Consider the following 25709-nt stretch of genomic DNA (forward strand, 5'->3'; position numbering starts at 1 on the left):
GCGAAAGGGCCGCAAAGCGGCCCCGGCAATCTAAGTTGCGAAGCTGAAAATCTGGGGCTGCTTCGCAGCCCTTTCGCGACACAAGGCCGCTCCCACAGAACGAGGTCTGCTCATACACTTTTAGCAGGCGCCACGGCCAACTCCACACGCTCGCTCTTCTTGATAACCGCATACACCACCGCTGTCACCAGGCTACCCGCCACAATCGCCAGCAAATACAGCAACGCATGGTTGATCGCGTTGGGGATCAACAACACGAACAAGCCGCCATGCGGCGCCATCAGCTTGCAGCCAAAATACATCGACAATGCCCCGGTCAACGCACCACCGGCGATACTGGCCGGGATCACCCGTAACGGGTCCTTGGCGGCAAACGGAATCGCCCCCTCGGAGATGAAGCACAGCCCCAGCGCCAGCGCCGCCTTGCCCGCCTCGCGCTCGCTCTGGGCGAACTTGCGCCGGGCCAGGAAGGTGGCAATGCCCAAGCCGATCGGCGGCACCATGCCGGCGGCCATGGTCGCCGCCATTGGCGCGTAGCTCGACGAGGCCAACAGCCCCACCGAGAACGCATAGGCGGCCTTGTTGATCGGCCCGCCAAGGTCGACGCACATCATGCCGCCCAGCAACAGCCCCAGCAGGATGGCATTGGTGGTGCCCATGCTGTCGAGGAAGTGCGTCAGGCCTTCGAGCATCGCTGCTACCGGCTGGCCGACCACGTAGATCATCACCAGGCCAGTGAACAGACTGGCCAGCAATGGAATGATCAGGATTGGCTTGAGCGCCTCCAGGCTGCTGGGCAAGCGCGCCCATCGGGCAATGGCCTTGGCGCTGTAACCGGCAAGGAAACCGGCGACAATGCCACCGATGAAGCCGGCACCCAAGGTGCTGGCCAGCAGGCCGCCGATCATGCCGGGGGCCAGCCCGGGGCGGTCGGCGATGGACCATGCGATATAACCCGCCAGTAGCGGCACCATCAGTTTGAAGGCGGCTTCGCCGCCAATCTGCATCAACGCCGCCGGCAAGGTGCCCGCCTCTTTGTAGGCTTCGATACCGAACACGAACGACAGGGCAATCAGCAGGCCGCCGGCCACCACCATCGGCAGCATGAACGACACGCCGGTAAGCAAATGCTTGTACACGCCGGTTTTCTCGCCCTTCGTCGGCGTGGATGCCGCTGCGGCGTCGGCGCCGTTTTCTACCGCGGCCTGCGCCAAGGCCTTGTCCAGAGTGGCGCGGGCCTGCTTGAGGGCAATGCCGGTACCACAACGGTAAATACGTTTGCCGGCGAAACGTGCAGTGGGAACTTCAATGTCGGCGGCCAGCAACACCACGTCCGCCGCAGCGATGGCTTCAGCAGACAAGGGATTGCGCGCACCGACCGAGCCCTGGGTCTCGACGGTCAACTGGTAGCCCAGTTGCTGTGCGGCTTGCTGCAAGGCTTCTGCGGCCATGAAGGTATGGGCTACGCCGGTCGGACAAGCAGTCACGGCAACGATGCGGGTACCAGCACTGCCAGCGGCGGCCGGGCCATCTGTCACTGCGGCCAGCAGCTCGGCGTTGGCCGCCGCTTCGTCGAGAAAGCCTTCGCGATCAGCCAGCGCCTGGGATGGCGTGCTTTGGTACAGGCGCTTGCCGACGAAGCGGGCCAGGTCCACCGGACCGGTGCTGACCACAAGCACCCAGTCAGCCTCGGCGATCTGTGCGGCGCTCAGCTGCCGCTCGGGGTGTTCAGTATTCTGCACTTCGACGCTGGTGCTCCAGCCGCGCCGCTGGGCAGCGGCGGACAGCAAGCGTGCGCTCAGTACACTCGATACCTGGCCATTGGGGCAGGCGGTGACTATGGCAATGTTCATCGGCAACCCTCTTGTTGTTCTGTCAGTTGCACGGCCGCTTCCAGTTGCACCAGGTGCTCGCGGTCACGGATACCGAAGCCAACCTGGGTAACGGCCTGGGCGGCGATGGCAGTGGCTCGGGTCAACGTCTGCGCAGGCGCCTCGGCCAGCAGCAGGCCGTGGACCATGCCGGCCACCAGCGAATCCCCCGCCCCCACCGTGCTGGCAACCCGCACCTTGGGTGGGCGGGCGTGCATGGCCAGGTCACGACTGAACCAACTGACGCCCTGCTCGCCCGCAGACACCACCACGTGTTCAACGCCACTGGCCAGCAGGCGCTTGGCGGCAGCCGTCTGTTGCGCCAGGTTATCCACAGGCAGGCCCAGCACTTCGCCCAGTTCTTCGGTATTGGGCTTGACCAGCCAGGGCGCGCTCTGCAAACCGACACGCAGGGCTTCACCACTGCTGTCCAGGACAACCTTGAGGCCTTGAGCCTTCAACAGTTCGAGCAACTGGCGGAACCAGTCGGCACTGATCCCGCGCGGCAGGCTACCAGCCACCACCACGGCATCGTGACCTGGGGCAATCTGTTGCAGTTTGTGCAGCAAGGCGTTGCGTGCCGCCTCGTCCACCTCCGGGCCTTGCCCGTTGATGTCGGTAACGCGGCCATCGGCCTCGACCAGCTTGATATTACTGCGGGTTTCGCCCGGCACACGGACGAAGCAGTCGGTAAAACCGCGACCGTCGATCAGCGCCTCGAAGGGCTGCAGATTGTCGCGCCCAAGGAAACCGCCAACGGTTACGCTGTGCCCCAGGTCGGCCAGTACCTGGGCAACGTTCAGCCCCTTGCCCGCGGCGTGACTGTGCTGCGCCTGGCTACGGTTGACCTGCCCTGGGCGCAGAGCGTCCAGGCCGATGGTGATATCCAGCGCCGGGTTCAGGGTGAGAGTGAGGATCTTGGCCATTCAGTAACGCTCCACCAGCGCGCGAACTGCTGCGGCGCTGTCCTGTTGCAGGGCCTCGCGCGCCAGGGCGCGGGCTGTCTGATGATCGGCCTGGCGAACCAGTGCCTTGACTTCGGCGATGCTGCGCGCGGAGACGCTGAGTTCGTCCACGTCCAGCCCCAGCAGCACGGCCACCGCCTGCGGGTCGGCCGCCAGCTCGCCACACACGCCCACCCACTTGCCGTGGGCATGGGCGGCGCGCACGGTCATGTCGATCAGGCTCAACACCGCCGGGTGCAGGCCATCGGCCTGTGCCGAGAGGCTGGGGTGGCCACGGTCGATGGCCAAGGTGTATTGAGTCAGGTCGTTGGTGCCGATGCTGAAGAAGTCCACTTCGCGCGCCAATTGCGCTGCCAGCAGGGCCGCTGAAGGCACCTCGACCATAATGCCCAGTTGCAGGTCGGCTACCGGGATTTCTGCACGCAGGCGCTCCACCATGGCCCGAGCCTCACGCCACTCGTGCACCTGGCCAACCATCGGGAACATGATGCGCAACGGGCGCTGGTCGGCGGCCCGCAGCAACGCGCGCAACTGGTCTTCCATCACTTGCGGGCGCTGCAGGGTCAAACGCACGCCGCGCACGCCGAGGAAGGGATTTTCCTCGGCAGCGATCGGCCAGTAAGGCAGCGGTTTGTCGCCGCCGACATCCAGGGTACGCACCACCAGCGGGCGCCCATCGAGGCCATCGAGCACGCGGCGGTACTCGGCTTCCTGGGTAGCCACATCCGGCGCTTGAGGGTGGGCCATGAAAATCAGTTCGGTGCGCAGCAGGCCCACACCTTCGGCGCCCTGCTCCACCACCTTGGCGATACCGTTGCTGTCACCGATGTTGGCAAACACCTCGACGGCATGCCCATCCCGGGTGATGGCCGGCTCGAAGCGGTTGGCCCAGGCGGCCTGCAGGCGTTGCTCGCGCAGGTCACGCTCGGCCAGCGCCTGCTGCAGTTCATCCGCAGGCGGTGCGACGCTAACCACACCACGCTGGCCATCGAGCAGCAGCGGCGTGCCACTGTCCAACAGCAGTATCGACGCACCGGCGCCGACCACTGCCGGTATGCCCAAAGCCCGGGCAACGATGGCACTGTGGGCCGTGGCGCCGCCCTGGGCGGTGACAATACCGGCAACCCGGGTGGGGTCCAAGCGGGCGACATCGGATGGACCGACTTCGGTCATCACCAGCACATAGGGTTGCTCGGGTTCAGCCTGCGCCTGCACACCACACAACTGCGCCAGCACGCGGCGGCCGATATCGCGCAGGTCGGCAGCGCGCTCGGCAAGCAGCGCATCGTGCAATGCCTCTTGCTGACGGGCCGCTGCGTCGATCACGGCCATCCACGCAGCCGCAGCGCTTTCGCCCTGGGCCAGGCGCTGCTCGACATCGTCGGTCAGGGCCGGGTCGGCAAGCATTTCCTGGTGGGTGACGAAAATTTCGCCAATGGCCTTGTCGCTGCGCAGGACCAAAGCCTGCAGTTCGCCATTGACGATGGCCAACGCTTCGCGCAGCTTCTGCCGCTCCTGGGCGCACGATTCACCCCGCAAGGGATAGTCGAACTCACGCTCGACACAGACATGCGCCGGGCCGCTGGCAATGCCGGGGGCGGCACCCACACCCTGGATACGACTGCCGGCCGCTGGCGCTTGCAGTACTTCGGGTACGTCATCGGCAATGGGCGTGACGCTCTGCGGTAGGGGTTCCACCTCCTCACCCAAGCCTTGTTCGATAGCGGCCAGCAACACCGGCAAGGCATCGGCAGCGATGCTCGGCTCGGCGACCAGCTCCAGTGCCTGACCACGGCGGGCGCCGAGGCTGAGCAGCTTGCTCAGGCTCTTCACCGATACCGCTGGCTGCGCGCTATCGACCAGGCGCACACGAATTTCCCCTTCAAAGCCTTTGGCCAGTTGTGCAAGCACCTTGGCCGGGCGGGCATGCAAGCCATGTGGATTGGCCAGCACGACACGTGCGCTGGGCCAGTCCGCCGGCGCTTCGCCGCCCAGTACTTCCAGTACCGCACGGCTGTTGGTGGCCTGGTAGAGCATCTGCCCGCGGCCTTCGATCAGCACTTCGCACAGACGCTCAAGCAGGGCCTCGTGAGCGGCGCCAAGGCTGGCCAGGCAGAACAGACCGTTGAGCGGCTGGTCGCGGTAACGCAGCGGCTGCTGCGGGGTGATGAAGGCGAGGCCCGGCTGACGAACCTGGCGCTCGCTGTGCAGCCACCACAGGCCCTCGCCCAGCGGCAGAGGCTCGGCCTGCTGGAGCACGGCGGCAAAGCCACTGTCGACACAGTCGGCACGTTGCAACAGGCGCGCACCGCGCCAGGCCAGTTCGTCGAAGTCTTCAGCCGGCAAGTTCAGCCCCACCAGTTGCGCATCCAGCGCCAACGCTTGTGGCGCGCCCTGCAGCAGCTTGAGCAGCGCTTCGGCTGAGCTGGCCCGGCGCAAGGCTTCGGCCAGGTCGGTCTCGCCCAGCGCACGGGTCAACAGCTGCAGCAGGCGCAGGTGTTCGTCGGAGCGGGCGGCAATACCAATGGCCAGGTAGACCATTTGCCCGTCACCCCAGTCTACCCCCTCGGGGAACTGCAGCAGCCGCACGCCGGTGGCATACACCAGATCGCGTGTTTGCGGCGTACCATGAGGAATGGCGATGCCCTGGCCAAGGAACGTGGAGCCTTGTGCCTCCCGGGCCTGCAGCCCTTGCAGGTAACCCTCGGCAACCAGGCCGTCCGCAACCAGTCGATCCGCCAGAAGGCGCAATGCCTCATCCTTGTCGGCGGCCTTCTGGCCCATGGCTATCTGCTCATTGGCGAGCTCGAGCATGACCTTCTCCTTTTGCAGTTCCCGTTCGGGTACTGGAGTATTGTTGTGAAATTCACATAAAGGGCCAGTTCAGCAACCTTGCACGGGTGGAGCCGAGGCAGAAAAATCGGCGGCTGAAACGTTTAATCTGACCAGACGGCCACGTTACTCGATAATCTGCCCAGTAAAAAGCCCCATCCTGTCGGACAATTGCGACAATGGTCGTCTGCGCGTGATGCCTGTACCGGGTCAAACTACCCGGTCCGGCCTTACAGCCAGCCCCGGTAATAACAAGGAAAATTCGGTGAAACTCAGCGATATCGCCCGTCTGGCCGGTGTGTCCGTGACCACTGCCAGCTACGTCATCAATGGCAAGGCAGAACAGCAGCGCATCAGCAACAGTACTGTCGAGCGGGTACGCGCGGTGGTCGAAGCCCACGGCTTCACCCCCAACCCGCAGGCAGCTGGGCTGCGCAGCCGGCATACCCGCACCCTGGGCTTCATTCTCCCGGATCTGGAGAACCCCAGCTACGCCCGCATTGCCAAGCAACTGGAGCAAGGCGCCCGCGCCCGCGGCTACCAGTTGCTGATCGCCAGCAGCGACGACCAGCCAGACAGCGAGCGCCAACTGCAGCAGCTGTTCCGTGCGCGGCGCTGCGATGCGCTGTTCGTTGCCAGTTGCCTGCCGCCAGAAGATGACAGCTACCGCGAGCTGCAGGACAAAGGCTTGCCGGTGATAGCCATCGACCGCCGCCTGGACCCCGCACACTTCTGCTCGGTGATCAGCGACGACCGCGATGCCAGCCGCCAGCTGGCCGCCAGCCTGCTCAGCGCGGCCCCACGCAGCATCGCCCTGATAGGCGCACGCCCCGAGCTGTCGGTTAGCCAGGCGCGTGCCGGCGGATTCGACGAGGCCCTGCAAGGCTATGCCGGCGAAGTGCGCCGCTATCAGGGCGAAGCGTTCAGCCGTGAGTGCGGCCAACGCCTGATGCAACAACTGATCGACGACCTGGGCGGCCTGCCGGATGCTCTGGTGACCACGTCGTACGTGCTGTTGCAGGGCGTGTTCGACACCCTACAGGCGCGCCCGGTCGACTCGCGCCAACTGCAGCTGGGTACCTTTGGCGACAACCAGTTGCTCGATTTCCTGCCGCTGCCGGTCAATGCCATGGCCCAGCAGCACGGCCAGATTGCCGCCACCGCGCTTGAACTGGCACTGGCCGCCATCGAGGAAAAACGCTATGAACCCGGCGTTCATGCTGTTGGCCGCACCTTCAAGCAACGCATCTCAGCGGCCTGAACATGCGCCTGATCGACACCCACACCCACCTGGACTTCCCCGACTTCGACGCCGACCGCCCGCGCCTGCTGGCCAACGCGGCGGCGCGTGGGCTGGAGCGGATGGTGGTGCTGGGGGTGTACCAGGCGAATTTCCAACGGGTGTGGGAACTCGCCTGCACCGAGCCGCGCCTGTTCGCCGCGCTTGGCCTGCACCCGGTCTACCTCGACCAGCATCGACCTGAGCACCTGCTGCAACTGCGCGAGTGGCTGGAGCGCCTGCGCGACAACCCGCGGCTATGTGCCGTGGGTGAGTTTGGCCTGGACTATTACCTCACAGACCTCGACAAGACCCGCCAGCAGGCGCTGTTCGAAGCGCAACTGCAGATGGCTTGCGACTTCGAACTACCGGCCCTGTTGCACGTGCGCCGCAGCCATGCCCAGGTGATTGCCACGCTCAAGCACTACAAGCCTGCGCGGGCGGGGGTGATTCATGCGTTTGCCGGCAGCTACGAAGAGGCCCGCGAGTACATCAAGCTGGGGTTCATGCTGGGGTTGGGCGGTGCGGCTACCTGGCCGCAGGCACTACGGCTGCGCAAGACCCTGGCGCGGCTGCCACTGGACAGCGTGGTGCTGGAGACTGATGCACCGGACATGGCACCGGTGATGTACCCGGGGGTACGCAACAGCCCGGAGCATCTGCCGGACATTGCCGCGGCACTGGCGCAAGTGATGGGACTGGATGTCGAGGTGCTGGCACAGGCCAGCACCCGCAATGCTTGCGCGTTGTTTGGCTGGTGAAACTCAGGTGAACGGGATTCCCGTGGGATGCGCCTGGTCCCGATTCAGACCAGCACGGTCCACAGCGCGAACCCTGCATACCACAGCACTGCACAGCGCAACAGCAGTTCCCACAGGCTGTCCAACCGCCCCAACCCGCGCTGGCTGTCCTCTTCCTCGGGAATGTCATCGGCAATGCGCCCGACCCGAGCCACCAGGTGCCCGGCACTGATGTGCCAGTTGAGCACCTCGTGCAGCATCACCCTTGTAACCGCAAGGAAGTTGCCCACCAGGGCAAAGCTCAACGCCAGCCCCCGCACCGGCAACCAGTCCATGATGTGCCGCAACTGCTCGGCACGCACCTTCAGCGCCGGCTGCCTGCTGTGTTCACCACACAGCGCCAACAGTCGATAAGCCAGCGCAGCGCCAGGGCCCAGTACGAAATACCAGAAGATCACCGCGAAAAAGCCCTGGTACACCTGCCACAGCAAATTACCCTGCACCCGCACCAGCAGGGTGTGCGGTTCATCGGCCACCAGGCCCAGGTCGCGCTCGGCCACGTGCAGCGCCGCCTGATCGTCCCCCCGCCGCCAGGCGTCACGAAACGGCCCCAGCGATGCCTTGGCATCGCCGCGGCCCAGGCTGTAGATCAGCACCAGCAGGTGCACCGGCAACGCCAGCAAGCCATAGGCCACTGGCTCCAGCACATGCAGCAACAACACAAGCAACGCTACCGGTGCCAACACCAGGATGGCCAACGTCCACCATGGGTGCACCTTGCCGCTGCGCTCCAGACGCACCAATTCGCCAATAAAGAACCCGTCGCGCTGCACCTGATGACGCAGCGCCGAAAACTTCTCGACCCACAGCGCCAGCACCAACACCAGAAAACTCATGCCTTGTCCTCGTTGTGCTGCAGCGCCTGGCGGTAGCGCGGCCAGTCGAAGGCCGGGCCGGGGTCGGTCTTGCGCTGCGGGGCAATGTCGCTGTGGCCCTGAATGCGGTTCAGGTCGATGGCCGGCCAGGCACTGCGGATGTGCCGGGTGAGTTGCTCCAGCACCGCATACTGGGCATCGGTATAGGGCAGGTCGTCGGTGCCTTCCAGTTCGATGCCGATGGAAAAGTCGTTACAGCCTTCGCGCCCGTCAAAGCTCGACACACCCGCATGCCAGGCACGGTCATGCAACGACACGAACTGAGTCACCGCGCCGTCACGCTCGACGAACAGGTGCGCTGACACGGTCAGGTGGTTGATGCTGGCAAAATACGGATGTTCATCAGGGGCCAGGCGGTTCTGGAAGAATTGCTGCACCTTGCCCGTGCCGAAACAGGCCGGGGGCAGGCTGATGTTGTGAATCACCAGCAGGGAAATCGATTCGCCTTCGGGGCGCGCATTGAAGTTCGGCGAGGGGCAATGGGTGATTCCGATTCCGTGGAACCAGCCAGTGGCACGGTCCAATTGCATGGGGCAGATCCTGAAAAACGCCGTGAACATGCCCACAGTATGCCCTGCGGCCAACGCCGTGTGCATGTGAATGATTGTAATGCGTCAGCCTATTGCGCCTGCCCTTGCCGCAAGCTCTCAAGAACCGCCTCCAGCGCCCGTTCGAATAACAGGCGGTCATCCAGCACGCGCACTTCATGCCGCTGCAGTGCCTGGGCCAGGCTGGCGCTGCTCCACTCGCGCACTTTCATGCCGGTGCGGTTGGCGAACACCAGCCTATCGCTGCTTTCAATGCGCGCGACCAGCTTGCAGCGCAGTGGCTCATCCTCATCGAGAACCTCGACCCAGGTGCCGATACGCAAGCGTTGCGCCTGCCGCAGCGCTGCAGCCTGCCCATCGGCAGCGTCCAGGGGCACGCAGGCGGGCTCTTCGGCAATCGCCAGCACAATCTCTTCGGCCACCCGCACATCGCCCAAGAATTGACCTTCCCCTCCCGGCATTTCGTCTTTACCTGCGCAGGCGCGCAGGTGCAACTGTTCCAGTTGCAGGAAGAACTCGCGGGTCGCCACCGCGTCCAGGGCTACGCTGGCCAGGCCATCGCGCAGCGCCTTGAGCAGGGCTGGCACCTGCTGCAGCAAGGCTTGCGGCTCATGTGGCGGGGTAATGCTGGCCAGCAGCATGTCCATCGTCTGCAATGCGTCGCGCCAGGCCGCAGAGGCCTCGCCCTGTTTCAACCAAGCCAGCAGCAGTACCTGGCTCCAGGCCTGCACCAGCATTTGTACTACCACCTGCGGCAACACCCGGCCTCGCAGGCGCTGGTTGAGCACGTGCTGCACCTGCTGTCTGGCCTGCAGTGCCCGGGCACGGCCTTCTTCGGCGTCGCGAGTGCGTTGTTCGAGCACCTCGTTGCGTCGCCGTTCGTCCTGATTGAATGCGAGGAAGTCGTCGAGCAACTCGGCGAACAGGCTTGCATCGTCGGCAAAATCATTGAGCAGGCGCTGAACGACACGCTCTACCCGCAAATGCAAGCTGTCACGCCGGCCTTCGCTGCCGCACTCCCAGCCAATCGCGGCGCCGGCGATTTCGTTGAGCAGCCGACGCGCCGGGTGGTTACCTCGGCTGAACAGCCCCTTGTCCAGTAATGCCACCTTGAGCAGGGGAATATGAAGGCGCGTAATCAACGACCGCAGGCTGGCCGGCAGGTTGTCGTCGTTGTGGATGAACGCGAACAGCAGGCCAACCAGGTTGATCATGTCTTCGTCATCCACTTCAAGACGCCGACGCGTGCCGCTGCGCACACTCACCCGCAACAGCAGTTGCTCAAGCTGCTGGCCGAGCTCGAAGTCATCGGCCTCGTGGGTGGCGGGCACGTAGCGCTGCAAATGCGAAAGTAGCCGGAGCAGGTCGGCGGTACTGATCGGCTGGGCGGCAGCCACCGCGTGCAAGCGCGGCGCGAACTGCCCGCGCACCGGCGCTAGCAGTACCTGTAACGAGGCAAACAACGCCTGCCCTGCGGCATCCGCCCCCACGTCCTGGCCGAGATTCGCCGGTCCTGGGCGCGCACGCATGCGCCGGTCTTCGGCACGCCGGCGCGGCGCCGGTTGCAGTTCGGGCAGTACGCCGGCAGCGGCCAGCAACTGGTTGGCTTCGCCATAGATCACATCGACATCGCGCAGCACATAACGCTCGAACAGCTTCAGCAGCACCAGCTTGACCCGCAGGCCAACGCCCAGATTACGCCCGGCATCGAGGAAGTAACGACACAGCGCGGCTGGCCCCAACGGGTTGTGCTGCTCGTACAGGGGGCGGTCGAGCAGCGCCTGCAGGCGCAAACCCAGTTGCTGCAGGGCAATGCCATCGCGTGACAGCACCCGCGCCACCATGCCCTCGATGGCGGCGGCCCGCTCCATTTGAGCCTTGCTACGCGGGGGGCCCGGCTGGGCCAGGTTTGCCAGCAAGTCGACCTGGCCGGTTCGGAGGAAAGCATCCTGGAACGTATCCAGAAAACCACGCTCAATGCTCTTGCGCTTCAGGCGCAGGTCACGCATGGCCTCGAAGTACAGGTTCTGGTCACCGCGGTCCAAGGCCTTGTCGGCCATTTCGAAGAGCGTGTCATCGGCATTGTCGAACAGATCCTGCAGGCCCTGACGCAACTGCAACGCGGCCTTGTCGCGCACCTGCAGCAGCACGACCGGAAGGCAAGGCAGAGGCGTAAGCCCCCCTCGGTCGATGGCTGCCGCCAGGGGCACCACCTTGCCTTCCTTTTGCATCCTGGACTCCTTGCAGGGTGTCTTGCCCGAAAGGGCTGAAAATCGTCAAAGCCATGGCGCCAAATACCAGTCGCCATTATCGGTAAAAAACCGTATGCCTGCCAGCGCCGTTTCGCTGACTGGCTAATGACCCTGATCTGCTCGGATTACTCATGACGCCCGACCAAAGGTCAGCACCAAGTCGGCTGTACACACCGGCCCCCTGCCCTATAATCGCGGGCACCTAGCTTGTGGAGCCGACCATGCCGAACCTACGCCTTGCCGACCTGACCGCTGAAATTGAAGCCAACGTGCGCCGCGCGCTGTTGGAGGACATCGGCAGTGGCGATATCACCGCGCAACTGATCCCGGCCGAGCGCCTGGCCAAGGCGACCATCATCACCCGCGAAGACTGCGTGGTCGCCGGTACCGCCTGGGTCGATGCCGTGTTCCGCCAGCTTGACCCGCGCGTTGCAGTGCACTGGCAGGTGGCCGACGGTGAGCAGGCCACTGCCAATCAACCGTTGTTCCACCTGGAAGGCCCGGCCCGTTCGCTGCTGAGTGGTGAGCGCAGCGCACTGAACTTCCTGCAGATGCTTTCGGGGGTCGCCACCCGTGCGCGCTTCCTTGCCGACTTGGTAGCAGGCACCCAGGTGCGCCTGCTGGACACCCGCAAAACCCTGCCCGGCCTTCGCCTGGCGCAAAAGTACGCGGTTACCTGCGGTGGATGCGACAACCACCGCATAGGCCTGTACGACGCCTTCCTGATCAAGGAAAACCACATCGCCGCCAGCGGCGGCGTAGCCGAGGCCGTGGCCGCAGCGCACCGCATTGCGCCGGGCAAGCCGGTTGAAATCGAGGTCGAAAGCCTGGATGAACTGCGCCAGGCGCTGGCCGCTGGCGCGGACATCATCATGCTCGACGAGTTGAACCTGGACGAGATGCGCGAAGCCGTGCGCATTACCGCTGGCAAAGCCAAGCTTGAAGCCAGCGGCGGCGTAAACGAAACGACCTTGCGGGTAATTGCCGAGACAGGGGTGGACTACATCTCGATTGGCGCCATGACCAAGGATGTGAAAGCGGTGGACCTGTCGATGCGACTGAGCCTGTGAACTGATTGCAGGCAATAAAAAACCGGCGCTTGGCCGGTTTTTTATTGGGGGCGCTTTGCACCCCACTCACAGTCGCAACAGGCTGCATATCCTTGCAGGCGCAACCTTGTGCTGCGAATGAGCCGCAAAGCAGCCCCGGTTTTCAGATCAGAACGAGGCGTTGGCCAAACCGTCCAGGTAGCGCTCGACATCCAGCGCCGCCATGCAGCCCGCACCGGCCGAAGTGATGGCTTGGCGGTAAACGTGGTCAGCCACGTCGCCAGCGGCAAACACACCCTCGACGTTGGTCGCGGTGGCATTGCCTTCGCGGCCGCCGTTGACCACCAGGTAGCCGTCTTTCAAGGTCAGCTGGCCTTCGAACAGCGAAGTGTTCGGGGTGTGGCCAATGGCGATGAACACGCCGTCGACCTTGATTTCGTCGCTGCTGCCGTCGTTGTTCTTCAGACGCGCACCGGTTACGCCCATGTTGTCACCCAGCACTTCGTCCAGGGTGGCGTTGAGCTTGAGCTCGATCTTGCCTTCGGCCACACGGGCGTTCAGCTTGTCGACCAGGATCTTCTCGGCGCGGAAGGTTTCGCGACGGTGTACCAGGGTCACTTTGCTGGCGATGTTGGCCAGGTACAGTGCCTCTTCCACGGCAGTGTTACCACCACCGACCACGGCGACCGGCTTGTTGCGGTAGAAGAAACCGTCACAGGTGGCACAGGCCGAAACACCCTTGCCCATGAAGGTTTCTTCCGACGGCAGGCCCAGGTAGCGAGCGCTGGCGCCAGTGGCGATGATCAGCGCATCACAGGTGTACTTGCCGCTGTCACCCTGCAGGGTGAACGGCTTGTTGGCCAGGTCGACAGCGTTGATGTGGTCGAAGACGATTTCGGTTTCAAAACGCTCGGCGTGCTCTTGCATACGCTGCATCAGAGCCGGGCCGGTCAGGCCGTGGGGGTCGCCCGGCCAGTTGTCGACTTCGGTGGTGGTGGTCAGCTGGCCACCCGCCTGCATGCCGGTGATCAGCAGCGGCTTGAGGTTGGCACGGGCGGCATACACCGCAGCGCTGTAACCGGCAGGGCCGGAACCGAGAATGATGACGCGCGAATGACGTACTTCAGACATGTCGAACTCCTGTCGAGCGGGCCGCAGGGCCGGCATCGGTGTACCGGCTGCGCCAGCCAAGAAATTAAAAAGGACCCACGCAGCACTTGGGGAAGGCTAAAACGCGCAGGCCCGCAAAGCGAAAAGTTGAGCGCACTGTAGCGAGGTCGCAAAGATTAAGGAAATATCCTTAGACAATCCACCTCATAGGCATCGCCTATGCTGCGATTTCATCGATAAACACGCGCTGCGCGCTTTTGTTACATCCCGTTTCCCGCCCACTGCGTGCCTTTCGTCGGCGCGGCAAACTCGGTAAGGTCAGCGCGTTTTCCTTCTCTGCGGAGTATCTAGATGCAAGCCCCTGTCCTCTCTGGCCCCCAATACTTGCGCGAAGGCCTGAAACTGGTGCTGAGCCCCAACCTGCGGTTGTTCGTGCTGCTGCCTCTGGCGGTCAACCTGTTGCTGTTCGGTGGCCTGATCTACTTCGCCGGCCACCAGTTCGGCCTGTGGCTCGATGCCCTGATGCCCACGCTGCCTGACTGGCTTAGCTTCCTCAGCTACATCCTCTGGCCGCTGTTCGTTGCCTTGCTGGTGCTGATGGTGTTCTTCACCTTCACCTTGGTGGCCAATATCATTGCCGCGCCGTTCAACGGCTTTCTGGCGGAAAAGGTCGAGGTGGTAGTGCGTGGCGAAGACACCTTCCCAGCCTTCAGCTGGGGCGAGCTGGCAGCCATGGTACCGCGCACCTTCAGCCGCGAAATGCGCAAGCTGGGCTACTTCCTGCCACGCGCCATCGGCCTGTTCGTCCTGTCGCTGATCCCGGTGGTCAACGTGGTGGCTGCGCCGCTGTGGCTGATCTTCGGCGTGTGGATGATGGCCATCCAGTACATCGACTACCCGGCGGACAACAACAAGATGACCTGGCAGGACATGCTCGCCTGGCTGCGCCAGAAGCGCTGGCAGAGCCTGGGCTTTGGCGGCATCACCTACCTGGCGCTGATGATTCCGGGGGTGAACGTGCTGATGATGCCGGCGGCGGTGGCCGGGGCTACGCTGTTCTGGGTGCGGGAGCGGAGCTGAAGGAGCGTGGGGCTGCAGGGCAGCCCCTTTTTGCAGATTGTTTTTTTAGAAGTCGGAGAAACTGTAGGGTTCGAGGGTGGCAATCTGAGAAAGCAGTATTAGATGCTCCACTGCCTTAACCTTCTCGAGGTTAGCAAGGTCGCTTGACCCGCCGAACGCCAAGGCTGGAACGAACCCATACATTTCATCATGCTTTAGCATACCCAGTTTTTTCTTTGCTGGCTCGAACATGCCATCAAAGTCAACAGACGCCTTCTCTTTGCCAAGGAAGAAACCTTGCACTTCCCTGTCCATATCCGCCGCCGTCAACTCATATTCACTGCCCCTGTATCGTGAAATATGAGCCAAAATCTTTACTGAGAAACCCGTTTGCTCTCCAAAAAGATACAGGTCACCAAATGCGCCGCGAGCGATAAGGTGGTATCTATCTCGCTTCTCCAATATTGTGCCTTCGATAAGCGAGGCAGTTACCCCTTCATATTCCTGGGGATTGACAGTCCAAAATATCCCGTCACCATACCCGCACCAACCGTGCTCACTCCAATACTCTAACAATTTGTTCGGCAAGATGCCTCTGTACCGATCCAGACTTGAGGGAGGAACCTCCTGTCGAAAAAACGGCTCACCAACTTGTTCTACAAACAGGAAAAAAACCTCATCCACGGCGAAACCCTCAAGCGACTAGTATTCATGGATTATGCAAAGCTGCGAGAGATGACAGGGTTTTCCTTTGCCTGCTTCACCGAGAGCTTTCTAGCTTCAATGGCATTCATAGTTCTCATAAGATCTCTCAGAATTCTCTCCTGCAGCTTAGAAGTTCAGCTGTTCAGTTGTTACCGTGGGTAAGGCTGGAGATTTTTATCGTTCTTTAGATCGAGCGCCGCGCAGGCGAAACTCGATCCCATGGCCATTACAAATTATCAAAGACTCAACCGACTGGAAAACTGTTCCGCCACATCCATCACCCGGGCGATTTCCTCGGTGGCGGTGCTGGTTGACTGCGGCATTAATCTGGCTGCTCGGAGAAGGCGTAAGGTTGAAGATCTGTCAATTGCGCCAGAAAGATCAAGTGTTCAACAGCACTGACTTTTCTAAGATGTTGCAGGGAGTCTGCCCCGCCCAGCATGAGCGCGGGGAAAAAGCCGTACATCTCGTCATGTTTAAGCCTACCCAGTTTTTCCTTGGCGGGATTGAAGAGACCATTGAAATCCATTGACTCCACTTCTCTTGACAAAATAAAGCCTTGAAGCTCAGTATTTAGTTGTTCCTTTGTGAATTCAGTTCGATAAAATATGTACTGAGCCCCAACGCTTGTTATCTCCAATGAAAATCCAGTTTTCTCTCCCCAAAGATACAAGTCTCCGAAGGCACTTCTTGCAACCAAATGATAGTTGTCGTGCGAAGCAAGTGCCGTGCCTGCAATCCAGCAGGAAACTACGGCGTCATATTCTTGCGGATTGACTAGCCAGAATATGCCCTCACCGTACCCCCCCCATCCATGCTCGGACCAATATTCCAAAAGCTTGGGAGGAAGCTTGTCTGTGTATCTTTCGATTGTGGAGCCAGGTACTTCCCGACGGTCAATCGGCGGACCAAAACTCTCAATCAAACTGGCAAATACTTTATCCATTTCAACCTTCTCACCTTAGCACTTATGTAATTTGACATTCATGCGGATTGAGCCTCTGGACTCCAGGGGTACCGTTTCGGCCGCTTTCTTTAAGTTAGGTATCCTGGTTTTCCATTGGGCGCCTATCACTGAGTTTACCTGGCGGTCCCCAAAGTCCGATATGACGTCTCTACCTCCGGCGACGAGATCCGGATTGTGCAGTGCTGCTGTAATTGACATCCGGTTTCTGGCTTTTTCTATTGCAACCCGTTGCGCTTCAAATGGGCCCATGGTTTTCCTGAGCTCTTTTTCAATTTTTTCCTTGATAAATTCTTGCTCCTTTTTTCTCGCTCTCTGGGCGAGCCCTTTATTGCGCTGATTTGGGTTTTCAACTTTTTCCAAAAATTCTTCAACGGTCATCCAGTTGAGCCCGTCTTCCTGGCCATTCAACTGTCGTTTGAATTCGCCTACTTTGTATTCCGGTACTTTATCAGCTTTGAAACATTCAACGTTATGCAATGCCATCGTGCCCGGATGGGGCTTCGCTGGTGCTTTCCTGGGCTGATTCGGGCTAACGGGCTGCGGATCATCCATCGCCCCCTTGCGCCGCTCCGGCACCTGCAGATCCGGCCGTTTCTTCAACCCCTCTTCATGCTGGAGCATCCATTGCCCCAGCCGCGCGCCTTTGCGGCTGGCCGCCATTTCCTGGGCCAGCACCCGGGCATCGCCGCGCCCGCGGGTGAGGTACGACACGATCGCCCCCAACAACAGCACCACGACTTCCACATGGCCTTGGGCAATCTGATGCGTGGCCCGGGATATCGCATACGGATCGTCCCGGCAGAACGGGCCGGTGCCTTCATTGCCGCAGGTGCCTTCCCAGGCGAAGCGGATGCCATCGACGTAGTACTCACCGATCCGCGGCAAGCCCTCGATGAAGAACTCGGCAATGGAAGCCAGCCCCAGCGCGCCAAGGATCCAGCCGCTGACCTTGAGGCCCATGACCGCGCCTGCGCCAGCGAACGGTATGGTTCCGGCGCCGCCGGCGAATGCGCCTACCCCCGCGCCAAGCAGGCCGCCGGTAACGGTGCTGCCGATGACGATCATCGCCATCTGCTGCACGACCCTCAGCAGTTCGTCGACGATGCTGTTGATGCCGAGGTCGGCGAAGCGCTGGCGTAGCATGTGCTCCGCCTGCCATTCGGCGTGGTAGAAGGCTGTGCGGACTGCTTCAATCCGGCGCAGGTTGAGGCCCAGTGAGGCGACCTCTTCATTGAGGCTGGTGCGGAACTGGCCACCGCTTGGGTAGCCCACCATGGCGATGACACGTGACTCGATCTCGTGCCACGAGGGCACGAGGTAATCCAGGTACATGAGGTGTCTCCCTGACAACGTGTGCAGGGGGAAATCCCATCATGGATTCGGATCGGAGGTTTCTGAGTCAGTTGTAGGAAAATGCGACTTCGTTTCCGGCATGCTCGGCGAAGTTCAGCTGTTCAGTTGTTGCTGTGGGTAAGGCTGGAAATTTTTATCGTTCTTGAGATCGAGCGCCGCGCAGGCGAAGCTCGATCCCATGGCCATTACAAACCCCAAGCCATATCAAAGACTCAGCCGGCTGGAAAACTGCCCCACTACGTCCACTACCCGCTTCGCCCCGTCCTGTATCTCAACAATCACGCTGCCCGTCTCATCCGCCAGCGCCAGCCCCTGTTCGGCCTGGCGCTTGCTGGTGTCGATGATCGCCACCGCCGCCTGCGCCAGTTGTTCGTTCTGCTGTACCACCCGGGCGATTTCTTCGGTGGCGGTGCTGGTGCGGGAGGCCAGTTGGCGCACTTCGTCGGCAACGACGGCAAAGCCCCGCCCTTGCTCCCCCGCGCGGGCAGCTTCGATGGCCGCGTTAAGGGCCAGCAGGTTGGTCTGCCCGGCAATGTCGCTGATGGTCTTGATGATCGAACCGATCACCCGCGACTGGGTATCCAGTGCCTGGATGCCGTCGGCCGCCTCTTGCATCGAAGCCTCCAGGCCACGCATCACAGTGACAGTCTGGGTGACCACTTCGGTGGCCTTGCGAGCACTGACATCGGTACCCAGCGAGGTGTTGTAGGCGACATCTGCCGCCTCAGCCACTGCCAGTTCCTGATTGACCTGATCGGTGATCACGGTGGCGAACTTGACCACCTTGTACAGCACATCGTGGGCATCGAAGATCGGGTTGTACGAGGCCTCCAGCCAGATCACCCGGCCATGGGCATCGATGCGCTTGAAGCGCTCGGCAACATATTCGCCACGCCGCAGCCTGTCCCAGAACGCTTGGTAGCCAGCCGAGTTGACCTCCTGCGGTTCGCAGAACATGCGGTGGTGCTTACCGCGAATCTGCTCCAGGCGATAGCCGACGGTGGCCAGGAAACGCTCGTTGGCAGTGAGAATGATGCCGTCGAGGTCGAACTCGATCACCGCAGTAGAGCGCATCAGTGCCTTGATCAGGCTTTCGTGCTCGCGTGAGGTCTCGATGGTTCGGGTGAGGTCGCTGGAATGCAGGGTGAAGTACTTGATGCGCCCCTCGCTGTTCTTCACCGGCTGCAGGATCGAGCGCAGCCAGGCTTCCTGACCATTGCCGCGCAGAAGACGGAACGCACCGTTCAGGTGTTCGCCACGGCTGATCGCGCTTTTCATGCGCTGGTAGAAGTCCAGCGACTTTACGTGGGCAGGGACGATGTCCTCGATATTGCGTCCAAGCAATTGTTCGGCACGGTAGAGCATCTCGCTCTCGAAATTGCCGTTGACCATCTCGATCCGTCCCTGAGGGTCGAGCTGCAGCACCAGCATCTCGCTGTCGAGACTACTCTTGACCTGTTCGATGGACATCAGGTCTTCGCGCAGTTGCCGGATTTCTTGCTTGAGCTTGTTGTTGAACATCACCGCTCTCCTGGAGCGCATCACGTAGTCGAATGCAACTTCATCGGCTGCCAGCGACACCTTCTTGAGTGCTGTGCGAGGAAATATTCGTAGAGGCAAAAGTGCCGGCGATCAGGCGTCATCTTTACGTCACAAGGCGGTCACATTAGCGCAACCCGGCAGGCGGAAACTTTTTGTCATGAATACACCCGCCCTACGCATCACCCTGGTCAGCGAAACCTTCCCACCCGAGATCAACGGCGTGGCCAACACCCTTGGTCGCCTTAGTGAAGGGTTGCGCCAGCGCGGCCATGAGGTCGAGGTGGTGCGCCCGCGCCAGGCGGGCGAAGGGCACACGCACAGCGATCCGCACCTGATGCTGTGCCGTGGCTGGGCGTTGCCTGGCTACCCGGGTTTGCAGTGGGGCGAGGTGTCGATGCACAAGCTGTTGCGTCGCTGGCGCCGGCAGCGCCCGGATGTGCTGTACATCGCCACCGAGGGGCCGCTGGGGCTCAGCGCCCTGCGCGCGGCGCGGCGCCTTGGGGTGGCGGTGATCAGTGGCTTCCACACCAACTTCCCGCAGTATTCCGGCCAGTACGGCCTTGGCCTGCTGGCGCGCCTGCTCACCCACTACCTGCGCTGGTTCCATCGGCGCACGGCAGTCACCTTGGTGCCAAGTGCCAGCCAGCGCCTGGAGCTGGAGCGTCGCGGTTTCGAACGCCTGGAGCTGCTGGCCCGAGGAGTCGATGCGTGCCTGTTCAATCCGGCCCGACGCAGCCAGGCCTTGCGCGAAAGCTGGGGGCTAGGCCCGGAGGATATCGCCGTACTGCATGTTGGGCGGCTGGCGGCGGAAAAGAACCTTTGCTTGCTACGGCCTTGCCTTGAGGCGTTACGGAAGACGTATCCACAGAAGCGCCTGCGCCTGATCATGGTCGGCGACGGGCCTCAGCGCGCCAGTCTTGAACACCAGGTTGCAGACGCCGTGTTTTGCGGGGTCCAGCGCGGTGAACGACTGGCCGAGCACTATGCCAGCGGCGACCTGTTCCTGTTCCCGAGCCTGACCGAGACCTTTGGCAATGTAGTGCTCGAAGCCATGGCCTCAGGGTTGGCGGTGGTTGCTTATGACCAGGCAGCCGCAGCGCAGCATATTCGCCATGGCCACAATGGCGCGCTGGCCATGCCAGGGGACCAGGCGGCGTTTGTCGATGCAGCGTGCTGGTTGCTGGAAGAAGTGGAGACGTTGCGCAGGGTGCGCCTGAATGCGCGACAGCATGCCAGCCGCCAGGGCTGGCCTGCGATTGTCGAGCAGTTCGAGGGGTATCTGAACAGCGCCTGCCGGCAACCTGGTGCTGCGGCTGGGCGTTCTGCGCAATTTTTGCAGCGCCTGTGAGATCGAGCGCCGCCCGCGCGGCGCTCGATCTCACAGGCGCTGCAAAAACATCGCGACAGGCACCCTTCAGGCCAGGGCTTTCTCGATGGCCTGCACCACCGCTGGGTCATCCGGCGCAGTGCGCGGCGAGAAACGCGCCAGCACACGGCCATCCTTGCCCACCAGAAACTTCTCGAAATTCCAGGTAATGTCACCGGGGAACTCGGCCCCCTCACCTGCCAGCAGGCGGTACAACGAATGGCGCTGCGGCCCGTTGACCTCCAGCTTGCCCCCCAGCGGGAAACTCACCCCGTAGTTGAGGCTGCAGAAGTCCTGGATTTCCTTTTCGGTGCCCGGCTCCTGCCCGGCAAACTGGTTGCACGGCAGGCCAAGCACATTGAAGCCCTTGTCCTTGTAGATCTGGTAGAGGTTTTCCAGAGCCTTGTATTGCGGCGTCAGGCCACATTTGGAGGCAACGTTGACCACTAGCACCACTTGGCCCTTGAAGGGTGCGAGGGGCAGCTCTCCGCCGTTCAGCGCTTCCAGTTTCAGGTCGTGAAATGCACTCATGTTGAAATCCCCTCTCAGGTTCCCGGTTGCCGTGCAGGCGAATTTCGCCCACTAAAAAGGCGCTCGTCCAAACCGTTCACCTCCCGTAGGAAGGCAAATCGGCTTGCCCGAGCGCCTGGCGACTTTCTGAGCTTAGCGCAGAAAATCAGTGGTGATGGCCACCTTCACCGTGGATGTGACGGTGAGCGATTTCTTCGTCGCTGGCGTCACGCACGTTCACAACCTTGACCTGGAAGGTCAGGCGCTGACCGGCCAGCGGGTGGTTGCCATCAACGGTAACGTCGTCGCCGTCGATGTCGCGGATGGTGACGATCTGCATCTGGCCGTCCGGTGCCGAAGCGTGGAACTGCATGCCCACTTCCAGCTCGTCGACACCTTCGAACAGGCTACGGTTCAGGGTGCTGACCAGTTCGGCCAGGTACTCGCCGTAGGCCTCTTCAGGTTCGATGGAAACGTTCAGCTCGTCACCAGCCTGCTTGCCTTCCAGGGCTTTTTCCAGGCCCGGGATGATGTTGCCGGCACCGTGCAGGTAAACCAGCGGCGCGCCACCGGCGGAGCTGTCGATGGTCTCCCCGGCGTCGTTGGTCAGGGTATAGTCGATGGAGACAGCCTTGTTGGCGGCGATCAGCATGGGGCAAGACCTTTTGCAAAAGAATGTAGAGCGCACAAGTGTAACCAAGCCATCGCCCGATTGCGAACGAACTGCAGACGAGCAACGGCCCACCAGTCGGATCGATGGCTTTCATCAAGACGCAGAAGGCCACTGGGTGGTGCAACTTTCGTGCGGCCATACCCAGCACCTTCGCCACCAGCCGCCGTGGCAGGCACGCCCTTGGGTGCTCGACCCGGCACAACGTGCGCAACACATCGGCCAGCCTTTCGCTTGCGGCTGGTGCGCACAAGGGGCCGATAGCGCTACCCTTGACCGTTAATTTCTTGCACCGCTTATTTCGAGAAGCACGCATGCAGACATTTTTCATTGCGCCGACCGACTTCGGTGTCGGCCTGACTTCAATCAGCCTGGGCCTGGTGCGCACCCTGGAGCGTGCCGGCCTGAAGGTCGGCTTCTTCAAGCCTATCGCTCAGCCCCACCCGGGTGACACCGGCCCCGAGCGCTCCACCGAACTGGTTGCCCGCACCCACGGCATCAAGCCACCGGTCCCACTGAGCCTGGCCCACGTCGAGCGCATGCTCGGCGATGGCCAACTGGACGAGTTGCTTGAAGAAATCATCCGCCTCTACCAGCAAGCCTGCGTCGGCAACGACGTGGTCGTGGTCGAGGGAATGGTGCCCACACGCCACGCCAGCTATGCAGCGCGGGTCAACCTGCACCTGGCCAAGAGCCTGGATGCCGAGGTGATCCTGGTATCGGCCCCGGAAAACGAAGTGCTCAGCGAGCTGTCTGGGCGGGTCGAACTGCAGGCCCAACTGTTCGGCGGCCCACGCGACCCGAAAGTGCTCGGGGTCATCCTCAACAAGGTACGTACCGACGAGAGCATGGCGGACTTCGCTACCCGCCTGCGCGAGCACTCGCCATTGCTGCGCGGTAATGACTTCCGCCTGCTTGGCTGCATACCCTACCAACCCGAGCTGAACGCACCGCGAACCCGCGATGTGGCCGAGCTGCTTGGCGCCCAGGTGCTCAATGCCGGCGACTACGAGCAGCGGCGCATGAGCAAGATCATCATCTGTGCACGCACGGTGGCCAACACGGTCCCGCTACTGACCTCGGGTACCCTGGTGGTAACCCCGGGCGACCGCGACGACATCATCCTCGCTGTCAGCCTGGCAGCGATCAATGGCGTGCCACTGGCCGGTTTGCTGCTGACCAGCGACAGCAAGCCTGACGAGCGTATCCTTGGCCTGTGCCGCGGTGCACTGCAGGCCGGCCTGCCGATCCTATCGGTCAGCACCGGCTCGTACGACACCGCCAACCAGCTCAACTCGCTGAACCGCGAAATCCCGGTGGACGACCGCGAGCGTGCCGAGTTCATCACTGACTTCGTCGCCAGCCACCTCGACGCGGCCTGGCTGCACCAACGCTGCGGCACGCCGCGTGAACTGCGCCTGTCGCCGGCGGTGTTCCGCTACCAGCTGATCCAGCGTGCGCAGCAAGCCAACAAACGCATCGTCCTGCCAGAAGGCGCCGAGCCACTGCTGGTGCAGGCTGCAGCCATCTGCCAGGCCCGCGGCATCGCCCGCTGCGTGCTGCTGGCCAAACCCGAAGACGTCGACGCCGTGGCCCGCGCCCAGGGCATCACGTTACCGCCGGGGCTGGAGATTCTCGACCCCGAACTGATTCGCGGGCGCTACGTGGAACCCATGGTCGAGCTGCGCAAAAGCAAGAACCTCAACGCGCCGATGGCCGAGCAGCAACTGGAAGACCCCGTGGTGATCGGCACCATGATGCTGGCCCTGGACGAAGTGGACGGCCTGGTCTCGGGCCTGGTGCACTCCACGGCCAACACCATCCGCCCGGCCCTGCAACTGATCAAGACCGCACCCGGCTCGAGCCTGGTATCTTCAGTGTTCTTCATGCTGTTCCCCGAGCAGGTGCTGGTGTACGGCGACTGCGTGATGAACCCGCACCCAAGCGCTGCCGAGCTGGCGGAGATTGCCCAACAGAGTGCTGCCTCGGCGCAGGCCTTCGGCATCGCGCCACGGGTGGCGATGATCAGTTATTCAAGCGATTCGGCCAGCGATGAAGAAGTCGAGAAAGTGCGCGAAGCGACACGCCTGGCACAGGACGCGGCGCAGGAGCTACTGATCGATGGGCCGTTGCAGTATGACGCAGCGGCCAACCCGGCGATCGCTCGAGAGCTGGCGCCGGCTAGCCCGGTGGCCGGGCGCGCCACGGTGTTCGTGTTCCCCGATTTGAATACCGGCAATACCACGCACAAGGCGGTACAGCGCAGTGCCGACGGGGTCAGCCTGGGGCCGATGCTGCAGGGTTTGCGCAAGCCGGTGAACGACTTGCCGCGAGGGGCGCAGGTTGACGACATCGTGCATACCATTGCCCTGACGGCGATTCAGGCCAGCGTGGCGCGCTAAAAGCAGAGGCTTCTTTGCAAGCCTTGTGGGAGCGGGACTACCCGCCCCCACAGCGCCGCAAAGCGGCCCTTAAGGTCGATCAGGGATACTGCTGAACCTGACCTTGCTGCTCATACTGCTGACCCGGAATCGGCTTCAGGTTCACTTCCACACGGCGGTTCTGCGCACGACCATTGGCGTCAGCGTTGCTGGCGATCGGCTGGTCCGGGCCCATGCCACGTACAGAGATACGCGAAGCGTCCACACCCTGCGAAGTCAGGTAGGTGCTGACCGCCTGCGCACGGCGCTGGGACAGGTCCATGTTGTGCTGGCGGCTGCCCGTGCTGTCGGTGAAGCCGACCACTTCGATGGTGTTCTGGTTGAACTGCTTGAACGAGCCAGCCAGGTTGTTCAGCGGCGAGTAGAAGCTTGGGGCGATGTTGGCCGAGTCGGTGGCGAAGGTGATGTTGCCCGGCATGATCAGCTTGATCTGGTCACCCTGACGCTGCACTTCCACACCCGTGTTGGCCATCTGCGCGCGCAGCTCGGCTTCCTGCTTGTCGGCGTAGTAGCCATAACCGGCTGCAGCAGCACCCACTGCGGCAGCACCGATCAGTGCACCCTTGCCACGGTTGTTGTGGTCGATCGCAGCACCGGCGATGGCACCGGCCAGCGCCCCCAGGCCGCCGTACTTGGCGGTCTTGCTCATCCCTGTGGAGCCCTGCGCCTGACCCTGGTTGTCGTAAGGATTCTGGCCGGCGCAGCCGGTCATCAGTGCTGCGGCGGTTGCGACGATAATCAGACGACGCATGGTGAACATGGACAAGCTCCTACTGAAATTCATAAATGCGGCAGATCTCGAATGGATCTATGCCAGCCTTGGATTGCATCGGCAACGAAAAATTCCATGAAAGTGCCTTCATGTGCCATCAGGCACGCACGAACGGGTTTTCGCGCATCTCGTCGCCCAGACGGGTGTCGGGCCCGTGGCCGGTAACCACGATGGCCTCTTCGTCCAGCCGGTACAGCCGCTCCTTGATGGAGCGCACGATTGCCCGCTGGTCGCCCCCCCACAAATCAGTGCGGCCAATACCCCGACGGAACAGGGTGTCACCGGCAATCAACAATTTGGCATCGGCAAACCAGAAGCTCATCGAGCCCGGGGTATGGCCAGGCGTATGCAGCGCCACACCGCAGCCGCAGGCGAGTTCTTCGTCATCGCCCAACCAGCGGTCCGGTGCCGGTACCGGGGTGTAAGGTACACCGAACGTCTGGCACTGCATCTCGAGGTTGTCCCACAGCACCTGGTCGTCCTTGTGCAGGTGCAACGTGGCCCCCGTCAGTTCCTTGAGCTTGCCTGACGCGAGAAAGTGGTCGAAGTGCGCATGGGTGTGGATGATGCTCACCAGCGTCAGGCCGTGGACCTGCAGGCGAGCAAGGATCTTGTCCACATCACCACCCGGGTCGACGACTATGGCTTTCTTGGTCAGAGGGTCGCCGATCAGCGTGCAGTTGCACTGCAAGGGGCCGACGGGGAAGGTTTCGCGGATGAGAGCTGACGATGGGATATGCATT

Annotated in this window: 22 protein-coding genes and 1 pseudogene; 7 read left to right on the forward strand and 16 right to left on the reverse strand. The window is 62.2% G+C overall.

Features of this window, described 5'->3' with window-relative positions; translation table 11 throughout:
• Positions 1–110: 110 nt before the first annotated feature.
• The 3 genes from ACF8RA_RS00455 to ptsP are packed head-to-tail and all read right to left on the reverse strand — an operon-like array spanning position 111 to position 5650.
• The gene (locus ACF8RA_RS00455; RefSeq protein ID WP_176685005.1) at positions 111–1853 is read right to left on the reverse strand and encodes a PTS fructose-like transporter subunit IIB; all 1743 of its coding nucleotides are present in this window, start codon (positions 1851–1853) and stop codon (positions 111–113) included.
• Entirely contained in the window at positions 1850–2797 is a 948-nt protein-coding gene (gene pfkB, locus ACF8RA_RS00460) for a 1-phosphofructokinase (protein WP_176685004.1), read from the reverse strand. The genes ACF8RA_RS00455 and pfkB overlap by 4 nt, the downstream gene beginning before the upstream one ends.
• A complete protein-coding gene (gene ptsP / locus ACF8RA_RS00465) occupies positions 2798–5650 on the reverse strand; it encodes a phosphoenolpyruvate--protein phosphotransferase (RefSeq protein WP_392518671.1) in 2853 nt (950 codons plus the stop codon).
• 283 nt (positions 5651–5933) lie between these two features.
• Between ptsP and cra the strand changes: the two genes are divergently transcribed.
• Both cra and ACF8RA_RS00475 read left to right on the forward strand, forming a co-directional pair.
• A complete protein-coding gene (gene cra / locus ACF8RA_RS00470; RefSeq protein ID WP_176685002.1) occupies positions 5934–6929 on the forward strand; it encodes a catabolite repressor/activator in 996 nt (331 codons plus the stop codon).
• 2 nt (positions 6930–6931) lie between these two features.
• Entirely contained in the window at positions 6932–7708 is a 777-nt protein-coding gene (locus ACF8RA_RS00475; RefSeq protein WP_392461997.1) for a TatD family hydrolase, read from the forward strand.
• A gap of 44 nt (positions 7709–7752) precedes the next feature.
• Here the strand turns inward: ACF8RA_RS00475 and ampE are convergent, their stop codons facing one another.
• From ampE to ACF8RA_RS00490, 3 genes are all read right to left on the reverse strand, one after another.
• On the reverse strand, positions 7753–8583 hold the full coding sequence (gene ampE / locus ACF8RA_RS00480) for a regulatory signaling modulator protein AmpE (RefSeq protein WP_176685000.1): 831 nt from the start codon (positions 8581–8583) through the stop codon (positions 7753–7755).
• Positions 8580–9152, reverse strand: a complete 573-nt coding sequence (gene ampD, locus ACF8RA_RS00485) for a 1,6-anhydro-N-acetylmuramyl-L-alanine amidase AmpD (RefSeq protein WP_004575862.1) — start codon at positions 9150–9152, stop codon at positions 8580–8582. The genes ampE and ampD overlap by 4 nt, the downstream gene beginning before the upstream one ends.
• 89 nt (positions 9153–9241) lie before the next feature.
• The gene (locus tag ACF8RA_RS00490; protein ID WP_392518672.1) at positions 9242–11401 is read right to left on the reverse strand and encodes a DUF1631 domain-containing protein; all 2160 of its coding nucleotides are present in this window, start codon (positions 11399–11401) and stop codon (positions 9242–9244) included.
• A gap of 242 nt (positions 11402–11643) precedes the next feature.
• Here ACF8RA_RS00490 and nadC point away from each other — a divergent pair, with 242 nt between their 5' ends.
• Positions 11644–12492: a carboxylating nicotinate-nucleotide diphosphorylase gene (gene nadC, locus ACF8RA_RS00495; protein WP_021781721.1), complete on the forward strand. Its 849-nt coding sequence runs from the start codon at positions 11644–11646 to the stop codon at positions 12490–12492.
• 147 nt (positions 12493–12639) lie between these two features.
• Here the strand turns inward: nadC and trxB are convergent, their stop codons facing one another.
• Complete coding sequence (gene trxB / locus ACF8RA_RS00500; protein WP_003247318.1) at positions 12640–13602, reverse strand: thioredoxin-disulfide reductase; 963 nt, start codon at positions 13600–13602, stop codon at positions 12640–12642.
• 330 nt (positions 13603–13932) lie between these two features.
• Between trxB and cysZ the strand changes: the two genes are divergently transcribed.
• Positions 13933–14661 carry a sulfate transporter CysZ gene (cysZ, locus tag ACF8RA_RS00505; RefSeq protein ID WP_103463248.1) on the forward strand — a complete coding sequence of 243 codons (729 nt, stop codon included), beginning with the start codon at positions 13933–13935 and terminating at the stop codon, positions 14659–14661.
• Positions 14662–14706: 45 nt separating this feature from the next.
• Here the strand turns inward: cysZ and ACF8RA_RS00510 are convergent, their stop codons facing one another.
• From ACF8RA_RS00510 to ACF8RA_RS00530, 5 genes and pseudogenes are all read right to left on the reverse strand, one after another.
• Complete coding sequence (locus tag ACF8RA_RS00510) at positions 14707–15324, reverse strand: GAD-like domain-containing protein (RefSeq protein ID WP_392461993.1); 618 nt, start codon at positions 15322–15324, stop codon at positions 14707–14709.
• A 343-nt stretch (positions 15325–15667) separates the two neighbouring features.
• A complete protein-coding gene (locus ACF8RA_RS00515) occupies positions 15668–16291 on the reverse strand; it encodes a GAD-like domain-containing protein (RefSeq protein ID WP_392518674.1) in 624 nt (207 codons plus the stop codon).
• A gap of 15 nt (positions 16292–16306) precedes the next feature.
• On the reverse strand, positions 16307–17644 hold the full coding sequence (locus tag ACF8RA_RS00520; RefSeq protein ID WP_392518675.1) for a DUF6861 domain-containing protein: 1338 nt from the start codon (positions 17642–17644) through the stop codon (positions 16307–16309).
• A 225-nt stretch (positions 17645–17869) separates the two neighbouring features.
• Entirely contained in the window at positions 17870–18301 is a 432-nt protein-coding gene (locus ACF8RA_RS00525; RefSeq protein WP_370853134.1) for a methyl-accepting chemotaxis protein, read from the reverse strand.
• 162 nt (positions 18302–18463) lie between these two features.
• A pseudogene (locus tag ACF8RA_RS00530) lies at positions 18464–19207 on the reverse strand (PAS domain-containing protein); the annotation flags it as partial.
• 157 nt (positions 19208–19364) lie between these two features.
• On the opposite strand from ACF8RA_RS00530, the gene ACF8RA_RS00535 reads away from it, so the two are divergent.
• Positions 19365–20555 (forward strand): glycosyltransferase family 1 protein, encoded by a 1191-nt coding sequence (locus ACF8RA_RS00535; protein WP_176684995.1) that lies wholly within the window; start codon positions 19365–19367, stop codon positions 20553–20555.
• A 66-nt stretch (positions 20556–20621) separates the two neighbouring features.
• On the opposite strand, the gene ACF8RA_RS00540 is transcribed toward ACF8RA_RS00535, so the two are convergent.
• Both ACF8RA_RS00540 and ACF8RA_RS00545 read right to left on the reverse strand, forming a co-directional pair.
• Positions 20622–21104, reverse strand: coding sequence for a glutathione peroxidase (locus ACF8RA_RS00540; RefSeq protein WP_176684994.1), 483 nt, complete (start codon positions 21102–21104; stop codon positions 20622–20624).
• 145 nt (positions 21105–21249) lie between these two features.
• Positions 21250–21735: a peptidylprolyl isomerase gene (locus ACF8RA_RS00545; RefSeq protein WP_003247325.1), complete on the reverse strand. Its 486-nt coding sequence runs from the start codon at positions 21733–21735 to the stop codon at positions 21250–21252.
• On the opposite strand from ACF8RA_RS00545, the gene ACF8RA_RS00550 reads away from it, so the two are divergent.
• Both ACF8RA_RS00550 and pta read left to right on the forward strand, forming a co-directional pair.
• Entirely contained in the window at positions 21734–22036 is a 303-nt protein-coding gene (locus tag ACF8RA_RS00550; RefSeq protein WP_176684993.1) for a DUF3565 domain-containing protein, read from the forward strand. The two genes, ACF8RA_RS00545 and ACF8RA_RS00550, sit on opposite strands and share 2 nt — an antisense overlap.
• Positions 22037–22067: 31 nt before the next feature.
• Positions 22068–24155: a phosphate acetyltransferase gene (gene pta, locus ACF8RA_RS00555; RefSeq protein WP_176684992.1), complete on the forward strand. Its 2088-nt coding sequence runs from the start codon at positions 22068–22070 to the stop codon at positions 24153–24155.
• A gap of 79 nt (positions 24156–24234) precedes the next feature.
• Here pta and ACF8RA_RS00560 read toward each other — a convergent pair whose 3' ends face one another.
• Both ACF8RA_RS00560 and ACF8RA_RS00565 read right to left on the reverse strand, forming a co-directional pair.
• Positions 24235–24954, reverse strand: a complete 720-nt coding sequence (locus ACF8RA_RS00560; protein WP_003247328.1) for an OmpA family protein — start codon at positions 24952–24954, stop codon at positions 24235–24237.
• 109 nt (positions 24955–25063) lie between these two features.
• Positions 25064–25708 carry an MBL fold metallo-hydrolase gene (locus tag ACF8RA_RS00565; protein WP_176684991.1) on the reverse strand — a complete coding sequence of 215 codons (645 nt, stop codon included), beginning with the start codon at positions 25706–25708 and terminating at the stop codon, positions 25064–25066.
• Position 25709: the final 1 nt, after the last annotated feature.

Source organism: Pseudomonas sp. FYR_5, from assembly GCF_043106315.1.
GTDB lineage: Bacteria > Pseudomonadota > Gammaproteobacteria > Pseudomonadales > Pseudomonadaceae > Aquipseudomonas > Aquipseudomonas putida_Y.

Excerpts from the sequence above, each read along its gene's own strand:
- trxB (WP_003247318.1), bottom strand. The coding sequence starts at position 13,602 with ATGTCTGAAGTACGTCATTCGCGCGTCATCATTCTCGGTTCCGGCCCT.
- ACF8RA_RS00540 (WP_176684994.1), bottom strand. The coding sequence starts at position 21,104 with ATGAGTGCATTTCACGACCTGAAACTGGAAGCGCTGAACGGCGGAGAG.
- ACF8RA_RS00490 (WP_392518672.1), bottom strand. The coding sequence starts at position 11,401 with ATGCAAAAGGAAGGCAAGGTGGTGCCCCTGGCGGCAGCCATCGACCGA.
- ACF8RA_RS00455 (WP_176685005.1), bottom strand. The coding sequence starts at position 1,853 with ATGAACATTGCCATAGTCACCGCCTGCCCCAATGGCCAGGTATCGAGT.
- ptsP (WP_392518671.1), bottom strand. The coding sequence starts at position 5,650 with ATGCTCGAGCTCGCCAATGAGCAGATAGCCATGGGCCAGAAGGCCGCC.
- ACF8RA_RS00560 (WP_003247328.1), bottom strand. The coding sequence starts at position 24,954 with ATGTTCACCATGCGTCGTCTGATTATCGTCGCAACCGCCGCAGCACTG.
- ACF8RA_RS00550 (WP_176684993.1), top strand. The coding sequence starts at position 21,734 with ATGGGGCAAGACCTTTTGCAAAAGAATGTAGAGCGCACAAGTGTAACC.
- ampD (WP_004575862.1), bottom strand. The coding sequence starts at position 9,152 with ATGCAATTGGACCGTGCCACTGGCTGGTTCCACGGAATCGGAATCACC.
- ACF8RA_RS00475 (WP_392461997.1), top strand. The coding sequence starts at position 6,932 with ATGCGCCTGATCGACACCCACACCCACCTGGACTTCCCCGACTTCGAC.
- nadC (WP_021781721.1), top strand. The coding sequence starts at position 11,644 with ATGCCGAACCTACGCCTTGCCGACCTGACCGCTGAAATTGAAGCCAAC.
- ACF8RA_RS00525 (WP_370853134.1), bottom strand. The coding sequence starts at position 18,301 with ATGCGTGGCCTGGAGGCTTCGATGCAAGAGGCGGCCGACGGCATCCAG.
- ACF8RA_RS00565 (WP_176684991.1), bottom strand. The coding sequence starts at position 25,708 with ATGCATATCCCATCGTCAGCTCTCATCCGCGAAACCTTCCCCGTCGGC.
- ampE (WP_176685000.1), bottom strand. The coding sequence starts at position 8,583 with ATGAGTTTTCTGGTGTTGGTGCTGGCGCTGTGGGTCGAGAAGTTTTCG.
- ACF8RA_RS00515 (WP_392518674.1), bottom strand. The coding sequence starts at position 16,291 with ATGGATAAAGTATTTGCCAGTTTGATTGAGAGTTTTGGTCCGCCGATT.
- ACF8RA_RS00545 (WP_003247325.1), bottom strand. The coding sequence starts at position 21,735 with ATGCTGATCGCCGCCAACAAGGCTGTCTCCATCGACTATACCCTGACC.
- pfkB (WP_176685004.1), bottom strand. The coding sequence starts at position 2,797 with ATGGCCAAGATCCTCACTCTCACCCTGAACCCGGCGCTGGATATCACC.
- cysZ (WP_103463248.1), top strand. The coding sequence starts at position 13,933 with ATGCAAGCCCCTGTCCTCTCTGGCCCCCAATACTTGCGCGAAGGCCTG.
- pta (WP_176684992.1), top strand. The coding sequence starts at position 22,068 with ATGCAGACATTTTTCATTGCGCCGACCGACTTCGGTGTCGGCCTGACT.
- ACF8RA_RS00520 (WP_392518675.1), bottom strand. The coding sequence starts at position 17,644 with ATGTACCTGGATTACCTCGTGCCCTCGTGGCACGAGATCGAGTCACGT.
- ACF8RA_RS00535 (WP_176684995.1), top strand. The coding sequence starts at position 19,365 with ATGAATACACCCGCCCTACGCATCACCCTGGTCAGCGAAACCTTCCCA.